The 18,902-nt window shown below is 68.4% G+C and carries 16 protein-coding genes and 1 riboswitch; of the genes, 8 read left to right on the top strand and 8 right to left on the bottom strand.

Annotation, left to right across the window (positions count from 1 at the left end; translation table 11 throughout):
* Positions 1–257 precede the first annotated feature (257 nt).
* Together DZG09_RS06705 and DZG09_RS06700 are read left to right on the top strand one after the other, a co-directional pair.
* Positions 258–2,618: a glycoside hydrolase family 3 protein gene (locus tag DZG09_RS06705; RefSeq protein WP_119696840.1), complete on the top strand. Its 2,361-nt coding sequence runs from the start codon at positions 258–260 to the stop codon at positions 2,616–2,618.
* A 76-nt stretch (positions 2,619–2,694) separates the two neighbouring features.
* On the top strand, positions 2,695–3,114 hold the full coding sequence (locus DZG09_RS06700) for a hypothetical protein (protein WP_119696839.1): 420 nt from the start codon (positions 2,695–2,697) through the stop codon (positions 3,112–3,114).
* A gap of 65 nt (positions 3,115–3,179) precedes the next feature.
* On the opposite strand, the gene DZG09_RS06695 is transcribed toward DZG09_RS06700, so the two are convergent.
* The 3 genes from DZG09_RS06695 to DZG09_RS06685 form a co-directional block, all read right to left on the bottom strand.
* Positions 3,180–4,505 (bottom strand): sensor histidine kinase, encoded by a 1,326-nt coding sequence (locus DZG09_RS06695; RefSeq protein ID WP_119696838.1) that lies wholly within the window; start codon positions 4,503–4,505, stop codon positions 3,180–3,182.
* On the bottom strand, positions 4,502–5,251 hold the full coding sequence (locus DZG09_RS06690) for a LytR/AlgR family response regulator transcription factor (protein ID WP_119696837.1): 750 nt from the start codon (positions 5,249–5,251) through the stop codon (positions 4,502–4,504). Before DZG09_RS06690 ends, DZG09_RS06695 begins: the two co-directional genes overlap by 4 nt.
* A gap of 82 nt (positions 5,252–5,333) precedes the next feature.
* Positions 5,334–5,990 carry a GntR family transcriptional regulator gene (locus tag DZG09_RS06685; RefSeq protein WP_119696836.1) on the bottom strand — a complete coding sequence of 219 codons (657 nt, stop codon included), beginning with the start codon at positions 5,988–5,990 and terminating at the stop codon, positions 5,334–5,336.
* Between the two features lie 179 nt (positions 5,991–6,169).
* On the opposite strand from DZG09_RS06685, the gene DZG09_RS06680 reads away from it, so the two are divergent.
* The gene (locus DZG09_RS06680) at positions 6,170–6,376 is read left to right on the top strand and encodes an AsnC family protein (protein WP_119696835.1); all 207 of its coding nucleotides are present in this window, start codon (positions 6,170–6,172) and stop codon (positions 6,374–6,376) included.
* Positions 6,377–6,468: 92 nt separating this feature from the next.
* On the opposite strand, the gene DZG09_RS06675 is transcribed toward DZG09_RS06680, so the two are convergent.
* Entirely contained in the window at positions 6,469–8,301 is a 1,833-nt protein-coding gene (locus tag DZG09_RS06675; protein WP_420845900.1) for a phosphoenolpyruvate carboxykinase (GTP), read from the bottom strand.
* A gap of 117 nt (positions 8,302–8,418) precedes the next feature.
* Here DZG09_RS06675 and DZG09_RS06670 point away from each other — a divergent pair, with 117 nt between their 5' ends.
* Entirely contained in the window at positions 8,419–9,876 is a 1,458-nt protein-coding gene (locus tag DZG09_RS06670) for a helix-turn-helix domain-containing protein (protein ID WP_119696833.1), read from the top strand.
* 20 nt (positions 9,877–9,896) lie between these two features.
* On the opposite strand, the gene DZG09_RS06665 is transcribed toward DZG09_RS06670, so the two are convergent.
* The 3 genes from DZG09_RS06665 to glyA form a co-directional block, all read right to left on the bottom strand.
* Positions 9,897–10,664, bottom strand: a complete 768-nt coding sequence (locus tag DZG09_RS06665) for an LLM class flavin-dependent oxidoreductase (RefSeq protein ID WP_119696832.1) — start codon at positions 10,662–10,664, stop codon at positions 9,897–9,899.
* 71 nt (positions 10,665–10,735) lie between these two features.
* Complete coding sequence (locus DZG09_RS06660) at positions 10,736–11,617, bottom strand: bifunctional methylenetetrahydrofolate dehydrogenase/methenyltetrahydrofolate cyclohydrolase (RefSeq protein WP_119696831.1); 882 nt, start codon at positions 11,615–11,617, stop codon at positions 10,736–10,738.
* Positions 11,618–11,768: 151 nt separating this feature from the next.
* A complete protein-coding gene (gene glyA / locus DZG09_RS06655) occupies positions 11,769–13,067 on the bottom strand; it encodes a serine hydroxymethyltransferase (protein ID WP_119696830.1) in 1,299 nt (432 codons plus the stop codon).
* 29 nt (positions 13,068–13,096) lie between these two features.
* A riboswitch (ZMP/ZTP riboswitch) is annotated at positions 13,097–13,181 on the bottom strand.
* Between the two features lie 169 nt (positions 13,182–13,350).
* Here glyA and nagA point away from each other — a divergent pair.
* From nagA to DZG09_RS06635, 4 genes are all read left to right on the top strand, one after another.
* A complete protein-coding gene (gene nagA / locus DZG09_RS06650; RefSeq protein WP_119696829.1) occupies positions 13,351–14,511 on the top strand; it encodes an N-acetylglucosamine-6-phosphate deacetylase in 1,161 nt (386 codons plus the stop codon).
* 331 nt (positions 14,512–14,842) lie between these two features.
* Positions 14,843–16,624 carry a sigma-70 family RNA polymerase sigma factor gene (locus tag DZG09_RS06645; protein WP_119696828.1) on the top strand — a complete coding sequence of 594 codons (1,782 nt, stop codon included), beginning with the start codon at positions 14,843–14,845 and terminating at the stop codon, positions 16,622–16,624.
* Between the two features lie 42 nt (positions 16,625–16,666).
* The gene (locus tag DZG09_RS06640; protein ID WP_119696827.1) at positions 16,667–17,380 is read left to right on the top strand and encodes a DUF3105 domain-containing protein; all 714 of its coding nucleotides are present in this window, start codon (positions 16,667–16,669) and stop codon (positions 17,378–17,380) included.
* A gap of 9 nt (positions 17,381–17,389) precedes the next feature.
* Positions 17,390–18,112, top strand: a complete 723-nt coding sequence (locus tag DZG09_RS06635) for a DUF305 domain-containing protein (RefSeq protein ID WP_119696826.1) — start codon at positions 17,390–17,392, stop codon at positions 18,110–18,112.
* A 9-nt stretch (positions 18,113–18,121) separates the two neighbouring features.
* Here DZG09_RS06635 and DZG09_RS06630 read toward each other — a convergent pair whose 3' ends face one another.
* Complete coding sequence (locus DZG09_RS06630) at positions 18,122–18,871, bottom strand: GntR family transcriptional regulator (RefSeq protein ID WP_119696825.1); 750 nt, start codon at positions 18,869–18,871, stop codon at positions 18,122–18,124.
* Between the last annotated feature and the right edge of the window lie 31 nt (positions 18,872–18,902).

Here is an 18,902-nt window from a genome sequence, read left to right as displayed (position 1 = left end):
GCCGCTTGTACGTGCGGGAGGCACATCCGGATCCGGTGCTTGCGAATCGTGCGCGCAGAACGGCCGATCGTGCACCTGGCCGACCGGAACGTCCAGCTCCCTCATAGCGTCGATGGTGCGCAACGCCCGCTGAGTTCACACAGCAATGCGGACATGGGCCGCCTCGTCGACGAGGCGGCTGCGATGGCGGCGAAGCGCATTTGGTTCCCTAGCGTCGCCGACGACGGCGACGCGCCAAAGACGATACGGGGATATTGATGAGGAAGTCAGCGATCACATCCGGTCTTGTGCTCACGACCGGGCTCGCAGTGGTGCTCACCAGCTGCGCGAGCTCGGACGGGGGCTCCTACTCCACGGAGGAGGTGACGGACGGAACCACCGACATCGTCGTCGTGACGAACCCCGGTGACGGCAAGACCCTCACCATGGCGAAGGACTCCTTCGAGCTGATCGAAGAGACCGACGGCGGCAGCACCCTCGCCTTCAAGGACATGAACGGCAACGGCGGGCTCGACGCGTGGGAGGACTGGCGCCTCGACCCGGAAGAGCGTGCAGCCGACCTCGCGCCCCAGCTCAGCGCCGACCAGGTCTCCGGTCTGATGCTGTTCTCGAGCCACGAGCGCGCCCCGGGCGACGGGCTCACCGACGACCAGCAGGAGTACCTGTCGGATTCCTACCTGCGCAACGTTCTGTATGCGGGCGGCAACGACATCGAGCCGGTCGTCGAATGGACGAACGAGATGCAGGCGTACGTCGAGACGCTCGTCTCAGACGACGAGCCGTACATCCCCGTGAACTTCAGCTCCGACCCGCGCAACGACGCGGCCGACAGCTACGCGGGTGCGTCGGGCGGCGTGTCGCAGTGGCCGTCGTCGCTCGGCATGGCCGCGACGTTCGATCCGGATGTCGTGGAGCAGTTCGGCAGCATCGCCTCGGCCGAGTACCGCGCAATGGGTCTGGCGAACGCCCTGAGCCCGCAGATCGATCTCGCCACCGACCCGCGCTGGCTGCGCATCAACGGCACCTTCGGCGAAGATGTCGACCTGGCCAGCGAGATGGCTGCGGCGTACGTCGACGGTTTCCAGGGCACGTTCGACGAGGACGGCGAGAACCTCGGCTGGGGCACGGATTCCGTGTCGACCGTGATCAAGCACTTCCCGGGAGACGGCGTCGGCGAAGGCGGCCGCGAATCACACACGAACGCCGGCAAGTACGGCGTCCTGCCCGGCGACAACCTGGATGAGCACGTCGCACCGTTCCTCGCCGCCATCGAAGCGGGCGGCGTGATGACGTCTTACTCGATCCTGGTCGACGGCGAGGGCGACCCCGCCTACGGCAACGCCATGGGCAGCGCCTACGACTCGGAGCGCGTCGACATCCTGCGCGAGGAGAACGGCTACGACGGCGTGATCGTCACCGACTGGGGCGTGACCGCGGGCGGAGAAACCGATCCGGATGCCCTCATCGGCACCAGCTGGGGCGCGGACGAGCTTACGGTCGCCGAGCGCCACTTCGAGGTGCTCAAGGCGGGCGTCGACCAGTTCGGCGGCAACAACGACATCGCCCCGATCCAGGAGGCGTACACGATGTGGGAGGCGGCGTACGAAGCCGGTGACCTCGATCAGAGCGCGGAGGACCGCTGGGCCGACAGCGGCCGCCGCATCCTGACGAACCTGTTCCGGGTCGGTGTATACGACAGCGCCTACCAGGACCTCGCCGTCTCGGAGGACCTCGTCGGCAACGATGAATTCAAGCAGGCGGGCCTCGACGCGCAGCACGACTCGCTCGTCGTGCTGAAGAACAGCGACGGCACCATCGCCGAGGGCACGTCGGCCGAGGACCTCAAGGACCTCACCGTGTACATCCCGCGCTCCTTCGACACGGGCCACGACGGACTGTTCGGCCCCGCCACCTACACCGAGGGCGAGACGATCGATCTCGAGACCGCCGAGCACTACTTCGGCGAGGTCATCACCGACGAGGCGGAGCTGAACGATGACGAGGAGGTCGTCTCGTACACGGCCCCCGACCTCTCGGACGTCGACCTCGTGCTCGTCGGCATGAGCAACCCGAACAACGGCACCAATTTCGACAGCGCCGGTCTCGACCAGGACACCGGCGAGTTCTACCCGCTGTCCCTGCAGTACCGCCCGTACACGGCGGACGGCGACAGCGTGCGCAAGACCTCGATCAGCGGTGACACGCTCGAGGACGGCAGCAAGGAGAACCGCTCCTACTACGGCAGCACGTCCCGCATCTCGAACGAGGCCGACCTCGACGCCTTCGAGCGCGCGGTCGACGCCGTCGAGGCCAGCGGCGAGGACATCCCCGTCGTCACCCTGCTGTCGATCTCGAACGGCGCAGTCATCCCGGCGGAGTTCGAGGCGGACTCCGACGCGATCGTCTGGGGCTCCGGCGTCAGCGACGCGGCGTTCCTCGACGTCGCGCTCGGTCTGAGCGAGCCGACAGGCCGCCTGCCGATCGCTCTGCCGAAGGACATGGACTCCGTCGAGGCGAGCCTCGAGGACATCGCAGACACCACCCCGTACGTCGATTCAGAAGGCAGCTCGTACGAGTTCGGCTTCGGCCTCGGCAGCGACGGGCAGCCCATCGAATAACCACCACAGTGTGATGGGGTGCCGCCGATTCGTCGCGCGGCACCCTTTCACGCGTCATCACAGAAGGTAGGAAATCATGAAAGACACTCTCACGCGCTTCGGTCTGGTCATCTCCCTCGCGGCGGTCGGCGTCGTCGGTCTCGCCGGCTGCGGTTCTGACGGCGGCTCGGCCGACGGCGGTTCACCCGGCGCGGGCTCCGGCGAGGAGAGCGAGGCGTTCGTCGCGGACCTGCAGGAGGGCGTCGACATCGTCAACGAGCAGATCGAGGCCGTCGACTCTCCGATGGAGCAGATCATGCTCGCCTCCGACGTCGAGGACCCGACGCAGAAGTACGGCATGTGGGTGATGCCCTACTACCCGTCGGATGCCGTCGAGGAGTACATCTCCACCGTGCAGATCGAAGACGGCACCGACTTCCAGATCACGGCCACCTCGGCCGAGTCCGGCACCGAATGGAACATGGACCAGGACGGCGAGATGACCGAGGCGGAGTAACTCTCCCCCTCCGCTTCACGGCGGGTTCTCGGCGCTTCGGCGCCTGGAACCCGCCGTTGTTCGTCTCAGGCGGGACGCGGCAGCAGGATTCGCACCGTGAACCAGTCGTTCTCGTGCCGGAACGAGATCGAGCCGTCGAGGTCTTCGACGATGCGGCGCATGCTCTGCGTGCCGAAGCCGTGGCGGGAGCGGTCGGGCTTGGTGGTGCGCGGCAGCCCTCTCACGAACTCCACCTCGTGATCCCAGTAGTTCTCGATCCGGATCATCACGAGCCCGCCCTGGGTGAACACCGACACCTTGAGCAGTCGCTTGTCGACGTCCTCGATCTGGCGGCACGCCTCGATCGCGTTGTCGATCGCGTTGCCGAACAGCGCGCTGAGCTTGGGCAGCTCGACGAAGTCGACCGCCTTGCCTTCGACGACGTTCGTCATCGAGATCCGCTCCTGCAGGCACTTCTCCATCTTCGCGCTGAGGATGACATCGAGCACGCGGTTGCCGGTCTTGATCTCCGACTCGTAGCCGGTGATGCTCGATTCCAGGTCGGTGAGGTACTCGCTGCGTCGCTCCGGCGACTCCTCGGCGCGGATGGCCTCGACGTAGTAGCGCAGATCGTGGTGCATCCGATTCAGCTCCTGAATGTTGCGCTTCGTCTGCAGGTACTGCTCGTGCTGCAGCTGCATCACCAGTTCGGTCTCCGCCAGCGCCATCGCCTTCTGCGTCTCGTTGCGATGCCCCTGCTGGGTGTACAGCGCGACGAAGCCGGCCAGGTCGACGAGCGTGCGGATGTAGAAGATGTCGGTCGGGTTGTTGCCGCTGAACGGCGTCGACGTCAGCACGAAGCTGAGGTTGCTGACCAGGAAGGTCGTGCCCGCGATGGCGATCGATGAGATCAGCGCCCGGTAACTGACACCGAGGCGTTCACGCGGCTGGATGTTGCGGCGCTCGATCACGTGCGCCAACGCGAAGCATGTGCCGTAGCAGGCCACCAGCAGCCCGAGCGAGCCGAAGAACGGCCCTGTGCCCAGCTCCGGACTCGGCAGCTCCGGCATCCAGTGCACCCAGAGCTGCCATTCCAGCGATGCGACCAGCTCAGCCAGAACGAAGGCCCGCGCCGTGAGGTAGCCGGCGTCGCGGCCCTGCAGGTCGGTGGTGAACCGCACGAAGCCGTACATCACCAGCATCGAGGCGACCATGCCGAGCGTCCACAGCCCGATCGGCAGCCGATCGGCGAGAAGCTGGACTGCGATCAGCGCAGGCAGCGCCACGACGATCAGAGAGGTCCACGCCCACAGACGGAGGCGCCGCCGCATCATCAGGATGTAGCACAGCGCCGCTCCCCACTCGGCGAGGCCCGTGTACCACCGGGGGATGTCCGGCAGCAGCTCTGTCATACGAGCTGGCCGCCGATGTAGTTCGTCAGCTCCTCGAGCAGCCCCTTCTTGCGCGATCGGCTGATCCGGATGGAATCGCCGTTCGACATCACGCACTCGTCGCCGTCGACCTGCACGACGTGCTTCAGGTTGACCAGGTAGCTCGAGTGCGAGCGGTAGAAGCTGCGCGGCGAGAGCAGGTCGTCGAACTCCTGAAGCGTCGCACTGAATGTCTGCGGGCCGTTCACCGTGTGCACCCAGATCTGGTGACGGCTGCTCTCGATGTAGACGATGTCGCTGATGTCGACGCGGCGAGGCGCCGAACGCGGGCCGACGAGGATCGAGGTCTGCTCGACCCGACCCAGCTGAGCGATGCTGCGGTCCATCTCGCTGGCGACCGCGAACATCGACACCGGCTTGAGCAGGTAGCTCAGGGCCTGCACCGCGTAGCCGTTCACGGCGTACTGCGCCGTTTTCGTGACGAAGATCAGGATGACCGACGTGTCGACCTTGCGGATCTCGGCTGCCGCGCGCATGCCGTCGATGCCGGCCATCTGGATGTCGAGGAAGATGATGTCGTACTGCGGCTGATACCCCTCGATGATCGCGGCGCCGTCCTCGAACTCCCTCAGCCGGATGGTCAGTTCGTTGTCGGCCTCGTACTTACGCAGCATCGTCCGCAGTCGCTCGCGATCACGGTCGTCGTCCTCGACGATCGCAACGGAGAGAGTCGACCGCTTGTGCGGTGAGGACTCGACGGCACGCATGCCCGAGATCCTACCGACCGCACCTGAGCCCGGGCCATGCAGCTCAGGTGCGAGGCGCCGAAGGTGAAGGGCGCCGTGTCGTCTAGGAGCGCTGGCGGAGCATCTCGATGATGCCCTCGAGGTGCACGCGCGTGGCCTGCTCGGCGGCGTCGGCGTCGCCCGCCACCACGGCGTCGATGATCGCGATGTGCTCGGGCGCCGATCTCGCGGCCCGCCCTGGCTCATACGCGAGCCGGAACTGGTGCCTGGCCGACTGCGCGCCCAGCCGCTCGAGCAGGTGCGCAGCGGTGGCATGGCCGGCGATGTCGCGCACCCTGCGGTCGAGGTCCTGGTTCAGCCTGGCGTATCCGACGAGGTCTCCCGCCCCCACAGCGGTGGCGATCTCCTCGCTCAGCCCGCGCAGGTCGTCCGCCTGCTCGTCGGTGATCCTCTCCGCCGCTTTGCGCGCCACGAGCGTCTCCAGCCCGATCCTGGCCTCGACGATCTCGATCGCCTCGCCCACGCTGATCGCACGCACCCGCGCCCCGCGGTTGGGCAGGCGTTCGACGATCCCCTCCGCCGCGAGGTTCATCAGCGCCGACCGCACGGCCGCGCGCGATGCGTCGAAGCTCTCGCTGAGGTCCGCCTCGATCAGCCGCTGGTTCGGGGCGAAGCCCCCGTCGAGGATCGCGCTTCGGATGAGCTGTGTGAGGTCACCTGCATCGCCGTCCGACCTCGTCCTCGTCTCGACCGTCGACATGCGCCATCCTTTCCGCCCGCCATGCGCCAGCGCCCGTTGTGCCAACATCCCGTTCGACGCTACCGCGCCCATCCGGATTGTCTACGAAATCGGCTCGCATTATTGTCGCAGATCCGAACCAACACCCTCGGGCGTCAATAAAGGTTGACATTCCTGTGTTCGTCAATCATAATTGACGAATGATCACAACCGCGTCATCCGAGCAGCCACAGGATCCGATCCCCGAGCTGTTCGCGCTCGCAGAACGACGCAGAGAACTGAGCCGCGACGAGGCCGCGCTGGTGCGGCGCGCACGCGTGAGCGGCTACTCGTGGGAGGCTATCGCCACGGCGCTCGGCATCACCAGACAGGCCGCCCACAAGCGCTTCGGCAAGCGCGCAGCATGAAGCGGCCCGTTCCCCGGATCGGAAGGGGGAACGGGCCGCTGGGTGCTCATCCGGCGTGCGGTCCGGATGAACGGGCGAGGACCGGAGTGCGGTCAGGACCTCGCGGCTTCCAGACGGCGCCTGAGTCCGGCCAGCTGCTCGCGCAGCGCCGTCGGAACTCGGTCGCCGAAGGTGTCGAAGAACTCCTCGGTGAGGTCGGCTTCGGCCGCCCAGGTGTCGGGGTCGACTCGGAACAGCTCCCGAAGGTCACCATCCGGAACGTCGATGCCCGTCAGGTCGATTGCACCAGGCTCCGGCAGCCGCCCGATCGGTGACTCGACCACAGCGGCTTCGCCGCGCAGTCGCTCGGCGATCCAGGCGATGACCCTGGAGTTCTCGCCGAACCCTGGCCAGAGGAACCGGCCGTCGTCGCCCTTGCGGAACCAGTTCACCTGGAAGATCGCCGGCGGCTTCGACACCCGTGAGGCCATGTCGACCCAGTGCCCGAAGTAGTCGGCCATGTTGTAGCCGCAGAACGGCATCATGGCGAACGGGTCGCGGCGCAGCTCGCCGACGGTGCCCTCGGCCGCGGCCGTGCGCTCCGACGAGATCGTCGCCCCCAGGAACACACCGTGCTCCCAGTCGCGGGCCTCGACGACGAGCGGAACGTTGGTCGCGCGGCGCCCGCCGAACAGGATGGCATCGAGCGGCACGGCCTCCTCCCAATCGGGCGAGATCGTCGGCGCCTGCGACGCGGCAACCGTGAAGCGCGAGTTGGGATGCGCGGCCGGGCGCCCGGCATCCGGGGTCCAGTCGTTGCCCTGCCAGTCGATGAGGTGCTCAGGCACGTCGTCAGTCAGGCCCTCCCACCAGACATCGCCGTCATCGGTGAGCGCCACGTTCGTGAAGATGACGTTGCCCCACAGCGTCTCCACGGCGGTGATGTTCGTCGACTCACCCGTGCCCGGTGCCACGCCGAAGAAGCCGGCCTCGGGGTTGATCGCGTACAGGCGTCCGTCATCGCCCGGTCGGATCCAGGTGATGTCGTCGCCGAGCGTCTCGATGCGCCAGCCGGGCAGAGTCGGACGCATCATGGCGAGGTTCGTCTTGCCGCAGGCGGAGGGGAACGCCGCAGCCACGTGGTAGGCGCGGCCCGCAGGGTCGACGACCCGGATGAGCAGCATGTGCTCGGCGAGCCAGCCCTGATCGCGCCCGAGAACCGAGGCGATCCGTAGCGCGAAGCACTTCTTGGCGAGGATGGCGTTGCCGCCGTAACCGGAGCCGAACGACCAGACCTCGAGCGTGTCGGGGAAGTGCGCGATGTACTTGTCGTCGTTCGACGGCCACGCGACATCCGGCTCATCCGGGTGCAGGGGCCGTCCGACCGAGTGCACCGTGCGCACCCACTCGTGCCCGTCGGCGATCAGTGCGGTGACCTCGTCGCCGACACGCGTCATCAGCTCGATCGACGCGACCGCGTAGGGACTGTCGGTGAGCTGCACGCCGATCTGCGAGATCGGACCGCCGATCTTGCCCATCGAGAACGGCACGACGTACATCGTGCGACCGCGCATCGAGCCGGCGAACTTCGGCCGCAGCGTCTCGTGCATCTCGGCAGGCGCGACCCAGTTGTTGGTCGGGCCGGCATCGCCGCGGCGCTCGGAGCAGATGAAGGTGCGCCCCTCGAGGCGGGCGACATCGCCGGCATCGGATCGGGCGAGGAACGAGTTCGGACGCTTGGCGTCGTCGAGCCGGATGAGCGTGCCCTGCTGGACCATCTCGTCCATGAGCGCGTCGTGCTCCTCACGGGAGCCGGATACCCAGTGGATGCGGTCGGGCTGGGTCAGTTCGGCGACGTCGTTCACCCATACGAGAAGCTCGCTCATTCCCGGCCCCGCGTAGCCGGGCGCAGGCTTGGTGGTCGGCGCGGGCGGTGCCTGGGTCATCGTCATGATGCTCCCTTCCGTATGAATGAGCGGTTGTACTCACTCTGGAGGACATCCGCGCACTCTTCAGGCGATTCGAGCTGATAAGAAGGGCGGTTCTTTAGATATGCTGAAGGAATGACTCCCCCCACGGACACGCGATCCGGGCTCGAGCTGAAGACCCTCGGCCACCGCATCCGGCACTACCGCCTCGCCACCGGCTTCACGCTCGACGAGCTCGGCGCCAAGGTGGGCGTCGCGGGCAGCCAGCTCAGCCTGATCGAGAACGGCAAGCGCGAACCCAAGCTGTCGCTGCTGCAGGCGATCGCCGAGGCGGCGGAGACGAGTGTGAGCGACCTGATCTCGGGCGAGCCGCCGAACCGGCGCGCGGCGCTGGAGATCGAACTCGAGCGCGCGCAGTCGAGCACGGTGTTCCGTCGGCTGGGGGTCCCGGCGGTGAGGGTCACCAAATCGATGTCGGATGACACGATCGAGTCGGTGCTCGGTCTGCATCGCGAACTTCAGCGCCGAGAGGCGGAGGCCATCGCCACCCCGGAGGAGGCAAGGCGCGCGAACACCGAGCTGCGCCTGCGGATGCGGGCGAAGCACAACTACCTGCCCGACATCGAGAAGCTCGCAGAGAAGCAGCTGAGCGCTGCGGGGCACTCGACGGGCGCGCTCACGCACCGCACGGTGAGCATCATGGCCGAACAGCTCGGATTCCGGCTCATCTACGTGAACGATCTGCCGGAGTCGACCCGGTCGATCACCGACCTGGAGAACGGGCGCATCTATCTGCCGCCCGCATCGATCCCGGGCGGGCACGGTCTGCGCTCGATGGCGCTGCAGGCGATGGCGCACCGACTGCTCGGCCACAGGCCGCCCACCGACTACGCCGACTTCCTGCAGCAGCGGCTCGAGATCAACTACTACGCGGCGTGCTGCCTGATTCCCGAGACCAAGGCCGTGGCATTCCTGACCGAGGCGAAGAAGGATCGCAACCTCGCCGTGGAGGACTTCCGCGATGCGTTCGGCGTGACGCACGAGTCCGCCGCCATGCGGATGACGAACCTGATGACCACGCACCTCGACATGCGCCTGCACTTCATGCGCATCGGTTCGGCCGGCCAGATCGAGCGGGTGTACGAGAACGACGACCTGCCGCTCCCCGAGGACGTGACCGGTTCGGTCGAGGGGCAGATCGTGTGCAAGAACTTCTCGGCGCGTGATGCCTTCGAGCGGCACAACCGCACGACCGAGCACTACCAGTACACCGACACTCCTGCCGGAACGTACTGGTGCTCGACGCAGACGGGCACCCGCGACGACGGGGCGTTCTCGATCACGGTCGGAGTGCCGTTCGACGACGCGCGGTTCTGGCGCGGTCGCGAGACGCAGAACCGCCGCGTGTCGACCTGCCCCGACGAATCGTGCTGCCGCCGCGCCCCCGGCGAGTTGTCCGACCGCTGGCGCGGCAGGGCCTGGCCGAGCGCGCGCGTGCACGCGCACATCTTCACACCGCTCCCCCGCGGCACCTTCCCCGGCGTCGACGACAGCACCGTGTTCGAGTTCCTCGACCGCCACGCCCGCTCGTAGCGCGCGAACCCGCCGACTTCCTAGTCGCTCGCGAACGGGAGGAAGGCCAGGTACTCGTCGAGTGCGTCGGTCGGGGTGATCGCGCGGAGCACGACCTCGTCGACCGCTGCGGCGTACTCGGCCAGGCGCGGCGCGATGTCGGCGTCGGCCGGTGAAGGAAGGACGGTGTCGCGCGCGCCGAAGCCGAGCCGGGCGAAGTGCCGTTCGTAGGCGGGGAACGAGGCATACCTGTCAGCCTCATCCTCCAGCCGATTCCTGGCATCCGGATGCGCGTTGGCACGCGCGTAGAGCACCGCAGACCCTGCCTGGTTGATGTCGTGGAACTCGCGCGTTTGCACGCCCGCGGCCTCAGGCGTCAGCCAGCTCAGCACCGCTCCGTCGGCGCGGGACGCGGCGAGCGCGCGCATCTTCGGGCCGAGCGCACCCACCGCGAGGCGAGCACCGGTGCCCGCGCGGAGTGCCTCGAGCGACGCGGAGACGAGGTCGAGCGCACCGCGGCGGGTCTGTCCCGCACCGATCCCCAGCGTGAGGCGATCCTCGGGGAGCTCCAGCCGTGCGATGTCGTCGAGCAGTGCCGACGCCGGACGACGGTCGACCGGAATCACCCCCGTCGCGACGCGGAGCTCGTCGGTCTCGCGCACCGCGGCCGCGGCGACCTCGAGCGCGTTGACGCCCGGCGTCTCGTTGATCCAGAGGGAGCGGAACCCCGCCGCTTCGAGCCGTGGGGCGAGCGCCGCCGCCTTCTCGGTGCCCAGCGCGCCCGCGATGCCGAGTGAGATGTGTGCCATGCTCCCACCCTTGCCGCGCCGCTGCTCCCGGTCAACCGCGCCGCGCGTCCCGACATCCGGCCACGCGTGCGCTACGCCGCGGCGCGCTCCGCGGCTTCGACGACGTTCGTCATCAGCAGCGCCACCGTCATCGGTCCCACCCCGCCCGGGTTCGGCGATACGAAGCCCGCGACCTCGGCGGCGTCCGGATGCACGTCGCCGTAGACCTTGCTCTTGCCCGTCTCCGGGTCTTCCTCACGGGTCACGCCCACGTCGAGCACCGCTGCACCCGGTTTCACGTCCTCCGGACGGATCAGGTGCTTCACGCCAGCCGACGCCACGATCACGTCGGCCTGGCGCAGGTACTGCCCCATGTCGACCGTTCCGGTGTGCACCTGCGTGACGGTCGCGTTGATCTCACGACGAGTCAGCAGCAGGCCGATCGAGCGCCCGATCGTCACGCCGCGGCCGACCACGACGACGTGCTTGCCCTTGAAGTCGTAGTCGTTGCGCAGCAGCAGTTCGATCACGCCGCGCGGGGTGCACGGCAGCGGGGTGTCGATCCGCGAGTTCACGTTGAGCACGAGCCGGCCCAGGTTGGTCGGGTGCAGCCCGTCCGCGTCCTTGGCCGGATCGATGCGCTCCAGCACCGCGTCGGTGTCGATGTGCTTCGGCAGCGGCAGCTGCACGATGTAGCCGTGGCAGGTCGGATCGGCGTTCAGCTCATCGATCAGCGCCTCCACCTGCTCCTGCGTCGCATCCGCCGGGAGCTCGCGCTGGATCGAGTTCATCCCGATCGCCTCCGACTGGCGGTGCTTCATCCCCACGTACAGCTGCGACGCAGGGTCCGCGCCCACCAGCACCGTCGCGATTCCCGGCGTGATTCCTTTGTCCTTCAACGCCGCAACGCGCTCCGCCAGCTCCGTCTTGATCGCCGCCGACGCGGCCTTGCCATCGAGCACCTTCGCGGTCATATGTTGCCTCCTCATCGAGCACCCGCCCGTTTCCGGGCGCACTGGTTACCTATCAGCATAGGGAACTGATCGTTCGATTGATAGACGCAGCTGCTGCGCCGGACGAGCCGACCAGCACCAGCAGACGGATCGGCATCGACGCGCCTCCTTCTCAGGCGCCGGCGTATCCCGTCGATGCGTGCTCGACATCCGGATACAGCGGGAACGCAGCCGTGAGCTTCTCGACACGGGAGCGCAGCGCCGCGATGTCGGGGTTCGGCTGCAGCGCGAGCGCGATGACATCGGCGACCTCGGTGAACTCCGCGTCGTCGAAACCGCGTGTCGCCAGCGCCGGCGTGCCGATGCGCAGGCCTGACGTGACCATCGGCGGACGCGGGTCGTTCGGCACCGAGTTGCGGTTCACGGTGATCCGGATCTCGTGCAGCAGATCCTCTGCCGCCTTGCCGTCGATCGCCGCGTCGCGCAGGTCGACGAGCACAAGGTGCACGTCGGTGCCGCCGGAGCGCACCGAGACGCCGGCATCGATGACGTCCTGCTGGGCGAGGCGGTCGGCGAGGATCTTCGCTCCGCGCAGCGTGCGCTCCTGACGGTCGCGGAATGCGTCGGTCGCCGCGAGCTTGAAGGCTGTGGCCTTGGCGGCGATCACGTGCATCAGCGGGCCGCCCTGCTGGCCGGGGAAGACCGCGGAGTTGATCCTCTTCGCCACGTCGGCGTCGTTGGAGAGGATGAAGCCCGAGCGCGGGCCGCCGATCGTCTTGTGCACGGTCGAGGAGACGACGTGCGCGTGCGGCACGGGGCTCGGGTGCAGATCCGCGGCCACGAGCCCGGCGAAGTGCGCCATGTCGACCCACAGGTACGCCCCGACCTCGTCGGCGATCTCGCGGAACGCGGCGAAGTCGAGCTGGCGCGGGTAGGCCGACCATCCGGCGATGATGACCTTGGGCTTGTGCTCGTGAGCGAGTCGGCGCACTTCGTCCATGTCGATGCGCGACGTCTCCGCGTCGACCTCGTACGGCACGATGTCGTAGAGGCGGCCGGAGAAGTTGATCTTCATACCGTGCGTCAGGTGCCCGCCGTGGTCGAGCGACAGGCCGAGGATCGTGTCACCGGGGCGTGCGATCGCGTGCAGCACGGCCGCGTTCGCCGATGCGCCGGAGTGGGCCTGGACGTTGGCGTACTCCGCGCCGAACAGCTCCTTCGCGCGCTCGATGGCAAGGGTCTCGGCGACGTCGACCTCCTCGCAGCCGCCGTAGTAGCGGCGGCCGGGGTAGCCCTCCGCGTACTTGTTCGTGAGCACGGAGCCCTGCGACTGCAGCACCGACAGCGGCACGAAGTTCTCGGAGGCGATCATCTCGAGGAAGCCGCGCTGGCGGTCGAGCTCGCGCTGCAGCACCTGCGCGATCTCGGGGTCGACTTCGGTGAGCGGGGCGTTGAAAAGCGGATCAGTCATGCGAACTCCAGAGGAAGGTGGGAGGTGATCGCATCGGCCCAGGCGCGCGGCCGACTGCCGTCCAAGTCGCTCCCCGGTGGTGTCCCACCTCCGGCGCCAGTCGCGACGCCGCAAGTCTACCGGAGCACCCCTGCATATTTCCGCTCGTGACCCCACGCCCGCTGCCGAGATGCGCACCTTTCGTCGAGATGCGCCGGTTTTGTCGGCCGGTTGTCGAAAATGTGCGCATCTCGGCAGCCGGTTCCGCACATGTCGAAGTGCACGGACGTGGCACGCTAGCGGGATGGGAACAGTGATCCACTCCGCGCGTCTCGTCGGCCCGGGGAGCCCTGGGGCTTCCGAAACAGGATGGGTGCGGTTCGAGGGCAGCACGATCGCATCGTCCGGCACGGGGGCGCTGGTGCCGGAGGCGATCGCGCACGGCGACGAGGTGCTCGACGCCTCGACCATCGTCCCCGGCGCGATGCTGACGCCCGGCTTCATCGACATCCACTGCCACGGCGGCGGCGGTCACGCCTTCGACGACGGCGGAGAGGCGATTCTGGCGGCCAGGGCGGCGCACCGCGCGCACGGCACGACGCGCGCGGTGATCTCCCTCGTCACCGCCGACATCGACGTCCTCGCCCGCAGAGCCGCGACGGTCGCAGAGCTCGCACGTTCACATCCGGATGTTCTGGGCTCCCACCTCGAGGGCCCGTTCCTCGACCCCGGTCATCACGGCGCGCACGATCCCGCTCTGCTGCGCGCGCCTGAACCTCGCGACGTCGACACGCTGCTCGAGGCAGGCGCGGGCACGGTGCGGCAGATCACGGTGGCCCCTGAGCTCAGCGGCGGGCTCGACGCGGTGGCGCGCATCGTCGCGGCCGACGCCGCGGCGGCGATCGGCCACACCGATGCCGATGCCGAGACGACCCGCGAGGCGATCGACCGCGGCGCCACGATCCTCACGCACGCGTTCAACGCCATGCCGGGTGTGCACCATCGACGCCCCGGCCCGATGCCGGCAGCCGCAGCAGATGAGCACGTGACGCTCGAGCTGATCGCCGACGGCGTGCACGTCGACCCGGATGTCATGCGCATGCTGTTCCTCGCCGCCCCCGGTCGCGTCGCGCTGGTGACAGACGCGATGGCGGCGACGGGTATGCCGGATGGGGCATATACCCTCGGCACGCTCGGCGTCGACGTCGCACGCGGCGTCGCTCGTGTGCGCGAGACGGGTGCGATAGCCGGCTCGACCCTGACGCAGGACGAGGCGCTCCGTCGTGCCGTCGCGTTCGGCGCACCGCTCACCGACGCCGTCGCCGCGCTCACCGCAGTGCCTGCGCGCGCGATCGGCCGCCTCGACCTCGGCTCCCTCGCCCCTGGTTCCGCGGCCGACGCGGTCCTGCTCGACGACGAGCTGCGCGTCCGCGCCGTATGGTCAGCCGGCACCCGCGCCGTCTGACGCGAGCCGATCAGGGGTCGGTGGGCCCGAGTCCCCCGACTCGGGCCCACCCGGGTTCATGCACCTCGCCGCGGCGCGGAGCCCCTCCCCCGAGACGCTCCGGCTCATCCGGCGATCGGCGTTCGGCTCCTCGTGGAAACGCTGGGGACCCCTCCCCGAAGGACCCGAACGCACAACCCCTTCGCACATGGGACGGCGAGGATGTCGATTCATCACGCGACTTCCGAGAGATTTCTTCCGACATGCCGTGAGCACCGTCGGTGCCCGAGTATCCGCGCAGAATTCGCCGGTCAACTGGCGCATCGCATAACGATCGACGCACAATAGAGGGATGCGTGCCCGCGAGACCGACGACAACGAGAGAACGGCTGACGCCGATCTCGTGCTGCGTTCGCGCTCCGGCGACGCCGATGCGTTCGGTGAGCTGTGGCGGCGTCACTACCGCTCCGGCATCGTCGCCGCCAGGAACATCTCCCACGATCTCGACGCCGACGACCTCGTACAGGAGGCCTACGCGAAGATCTTTCAGGCGATCAGGCGCGGGGGCGGGCCCACCGGTTCCTTCCGCGCCTATCTGTTCACCGCCATCCGGAACATCGCGGCGACCTGGGGCAAGGCCGCCGCCTCCGCCGCCGGTGAGCTCGAGGACGTCGAGGACCCTGGCTCCAGCGAAGAGGCGGTCGGCGCTGCGCTCGACCACAGCCTCACGGTGACCGCGTTCCGCTCCCTCCCCAGCCGGTGGCAGGAAGTGCTCTGGTACACCGAGGTCGAGAACATGAAGCCCGCCGCGGTTGCGCCGCTGCTCGGCGTGAAGCCCGGAGCGGTCTCGCAGCTCGCGCTCCGGGCCCGGGAAGGGCTGCGCGAATCGTGGATCCAGGCGCACATCGCGTCTGTTCCCGAGGACTCCGACTGCAAGTGGACGATCGAGCGCATCGGCGCACACACGCGCGGCAACCTCGGCTCCCGCGACGGCGCCAAGGCCGACGCGCACATCGCCTCGTGTCCGCGCTGCGCCATCGTCGCCTCTGAGGCTCAGGATGTCGGCAGCCGACTCGTCATGGTGCTGCTGCCGCTCGCGGTCGGCGTCGCAGGTGCCGGCGGCTACCTCGCATCTCTGCAGCGCGGCGGCGAGGCCGTCGCGCTGATGGCGATGCCGCAGGGCGTCGTCGAAGGTGCGAGCGTGATCGCAGACGAGAGCGTTGCTCCGGATCTCGCCGGCCACGGTGCGGCGCTCTTCGGGCACCTCGTCGAGCCGGGCGCTGCGCTCATCGGCGCGGCGGCCGGCGCCGTCGGTGCTGCGGGAGCAGGCTCGTCAGGCGCATCCAGCGCGTCATCGTCCGCTGGCGGAATGCTGACGGTGGCGGGTGTGGCCACGGCGGGGATCGCATCGCTCGCCATCGCGGGAGTCGTCGCCGCAGCAGCCGTGCTGCCCGGCCAGCTGAATCCCCCGGCTGAAGGCACCCAGTCGGCGCTGCAGGATTCGACCTCGCCCACAGGCGCGGAGATCGAACCCGATTCCGATCTCGCCGACGCCTCTGACGAGTCGGACGGATCGAAGACGCCTACGCCGAAGCCCACGCCCGAGAAGCCGACCCCCACGCCGAAGGCGACCGAGCCGACCCCCGAACCGACCCCGCAGACCCCGGATGCCTCCCCCGAGGCGACGACGAGCAGCGACGAACCGCCGTCGCCTGAGCCGACGACCGAGCCGACGCCGGACCCCACGACCACTGCCACCGCCCCATCGGGCGACGACGATCCGAGCGAGCCGGAGGACAACGGGAACGAAGAAGAGGTGCCGTTGTCCACGAACCTCGACCGCAGCACGTGGAATGGTCTGCTCGATCCCACGTTCACTATCGCGGCGAACGCTGCACCGGGAGCAGACGTTCTGATCCGAGTCGAGGGATACTACATCGACAGCAATTTCGTCGAGGACACCGTCACGGCGGATGAAGACGGCATCGCGAGTGCGACGCTGCAGAAGAGGTCGCTCTGGATGTCCCACGACGACCCGGTGATCATCGAGCTCGAGGACGGCTCAGCGGCCCTCGAGGGACTCACCCTGGGCGACTTCTTCGAACAGCGGCTCTTCCCAGATCACAGCGGCTAGCCTCTCAGCGCCCGCGCACATGCGCGCGCATAGACTCGTGGGGTGGCTTCGAAACGTTCCGGCTCCAGCTCCCCTCGCGGACGCAGCGGCAACCCCGCCCGCGCAGCCGAGGCCGAGCGCCTCGCCCGACAGCGGCAGGCCGAGACGGCAGGAGCGAAGGCCCAGTACGAGGAGAACGTGCGCAGGCGCCGACGCGGGATCGCCGCATGGTGGACCGTCGGCTCCGTCGCTGCCGTGGCCGTCGCCGCGCTCGTCACATGGTCGTTCATCACGACTCCTTGGAACGAGTACGACATCGCGTCTGTCGATCCGTCGTCGATCGAGGGCGTCGAGACCTTCGACAACGACACCGACCACGTCGCGGGAGAAGTCGACTACCCGCAGAACCCGCCGGCAGGCGGCCCGCACAATCAGGCGTGGCTGAACTGCGGCGTCTACACCGAGGCGCAGGAGAACGAGCACGCCGTGCACTCCCTCGAGCACGGTGCCGTCTGGATCGCCTACGACGCCGAGGCCCTCACCGACGCAGAAGTCGAACGCCTGCGCGAGCACATACCGGGCGGCTATGGTCTGATGTCGCCGTACGAGGGCATGGAGACACCGATCGCTGTGAGCGCGTGGAACGCCCAGCTGAAGCTCGACTCCGCAGACGATCCCCGCATCGAGCAGTTCTTCCAGGCCTATTGGCGCAGCCCTGATGTGCCGGAGCCAGGCGCTTCCTGCACCGGCGCCGTCGATGGCCCAGGACGGCTCTGACGGCTCCGGATGACCGCGTCAGGCGCCCAGCGCATCGATACGAATGATCCGGAGGCCGACGCGTCGCCGGAGCGCGCGGCAGGATCATCCGGATCCACGCGCCGTCGCCGGTGGCCGCTGATCGCGTTGGCGATCGTACTCGTCGCCGGGGCCGCGTTCGCGATCGGCCGCTTCACCACGTTCGGCGCAGTGACGGGTCCGAACGACGCGGACGTCGGCTTCGCCCGGGACATGCAGGTGCACCACTCGCAGGCCGTAGAGATGGCCATGATCGAGTATGCGGCGACGAGCGACGAAGAGCTGCGCTTCACCGCGTACGACATCGCGACGAGCCAGGCGGCGCAGGGCGGCGAGATGTACGGCTGGCTCGTCGATTGGGGCGCGCCGCAGTACGGCACCGAGCCTCTGATGGCGTGGATGCAGGGCACGGAGCACGATCACGGCGGCGCAGTCACGCCGACCGCGACCGATGCCGAACTGCGCGAGGCTATGGGCATGGCGACCGATGACCAGCTCGCCGACCTGCGGGCGAAAGCCGGCACAACGGCAGGCGACTGCCTCTTCGTCGACCTCATGGTGACCCACCACGCGGGTGCCCTCGAGATGGTCGAGGCCGTGCGCGAGCTCGGCTCCGACCCCCGCGTGCACCAGGTCGCCGGTGCCATGGGCGAGACCCAGCAGCGCGAGATCGAAGCGATGAGCGCCATCGCGGATCGGCTCGACTGCGAGTAACGGCAAGCGCTACGTCTCGTCCGGCGTGGTCCAGGTGAGCGGGTTCTGGTTCCACGAGTTGCCGACCGAGACAGCGATCTTGCCCGCGATGTACCGGTCGACCGACCACTCCAGGATGCGCCCGTGCGGGTCGCGTGACACGCGGCGGTGCGCCAGCAGAGCGGATCCTCTGCCGACTCCGAGCAGCTGCGCGTCACGCGCCTTCGCCCCCTCTGCGCTGAAGCGGTGCTCCGCATGTGTGAAGCGCACTCCGTGCTCGGCGAGTGCGACGGTGACCGACGGCGCATCGGGCGGAATCGCCGCCACGAACAGGCCCACCCACTCCGCATAGCGAGTGCGCTCGAGCATCACCACGTCGCCGTCGAGGGAGCGCACGCGCACCACGGACAGCACGCGCGCGCCGCGCGGGGCCAGCAGCAGCTGCTCGTCGCGCGCGTCGGCGATCTTCCATGCGCTCTCGTTCACGTGCCCGCCGGGCTCATGGCCGTGACCGCGCGCCCACTGCGCGAAGCTGTGGAACTCATCGAACGACGACCGGGGGTTCGGCACGCGCACCACCGATTTCGGCCGCCCCCTGGTGCCGTCGACGATCCCCTCGGCGACCAGCTCCTTGAGCGCCACACGCACGGTGCCCAGCGAGGCCCCGAAGCGCTCGGCGAGCACCCGCTCCGGCGGCAGCGAGTCGCCGACGCCATACGCGCCGTCGCGGATCTCTTCTCGCAGCGCGTCGGCGATGGTTCTGAACGCGAATGCCTGCACTCCGCGCCTCCGTTCGTGCTTTGCGCCGGTC

It is taken from the genome of Microbacterium halotolerans (genome assembly GCF_003569805.1).
Lineage (GTDB): Bacteria > Actinomycetota > Actinomycetes > Actinomycetales > Microbacteriaceae > Microbacterium > Microbacterium halotolerans.
This window is presented reverse-complemented; position numbering and strand designations above follow the sequence as displayed.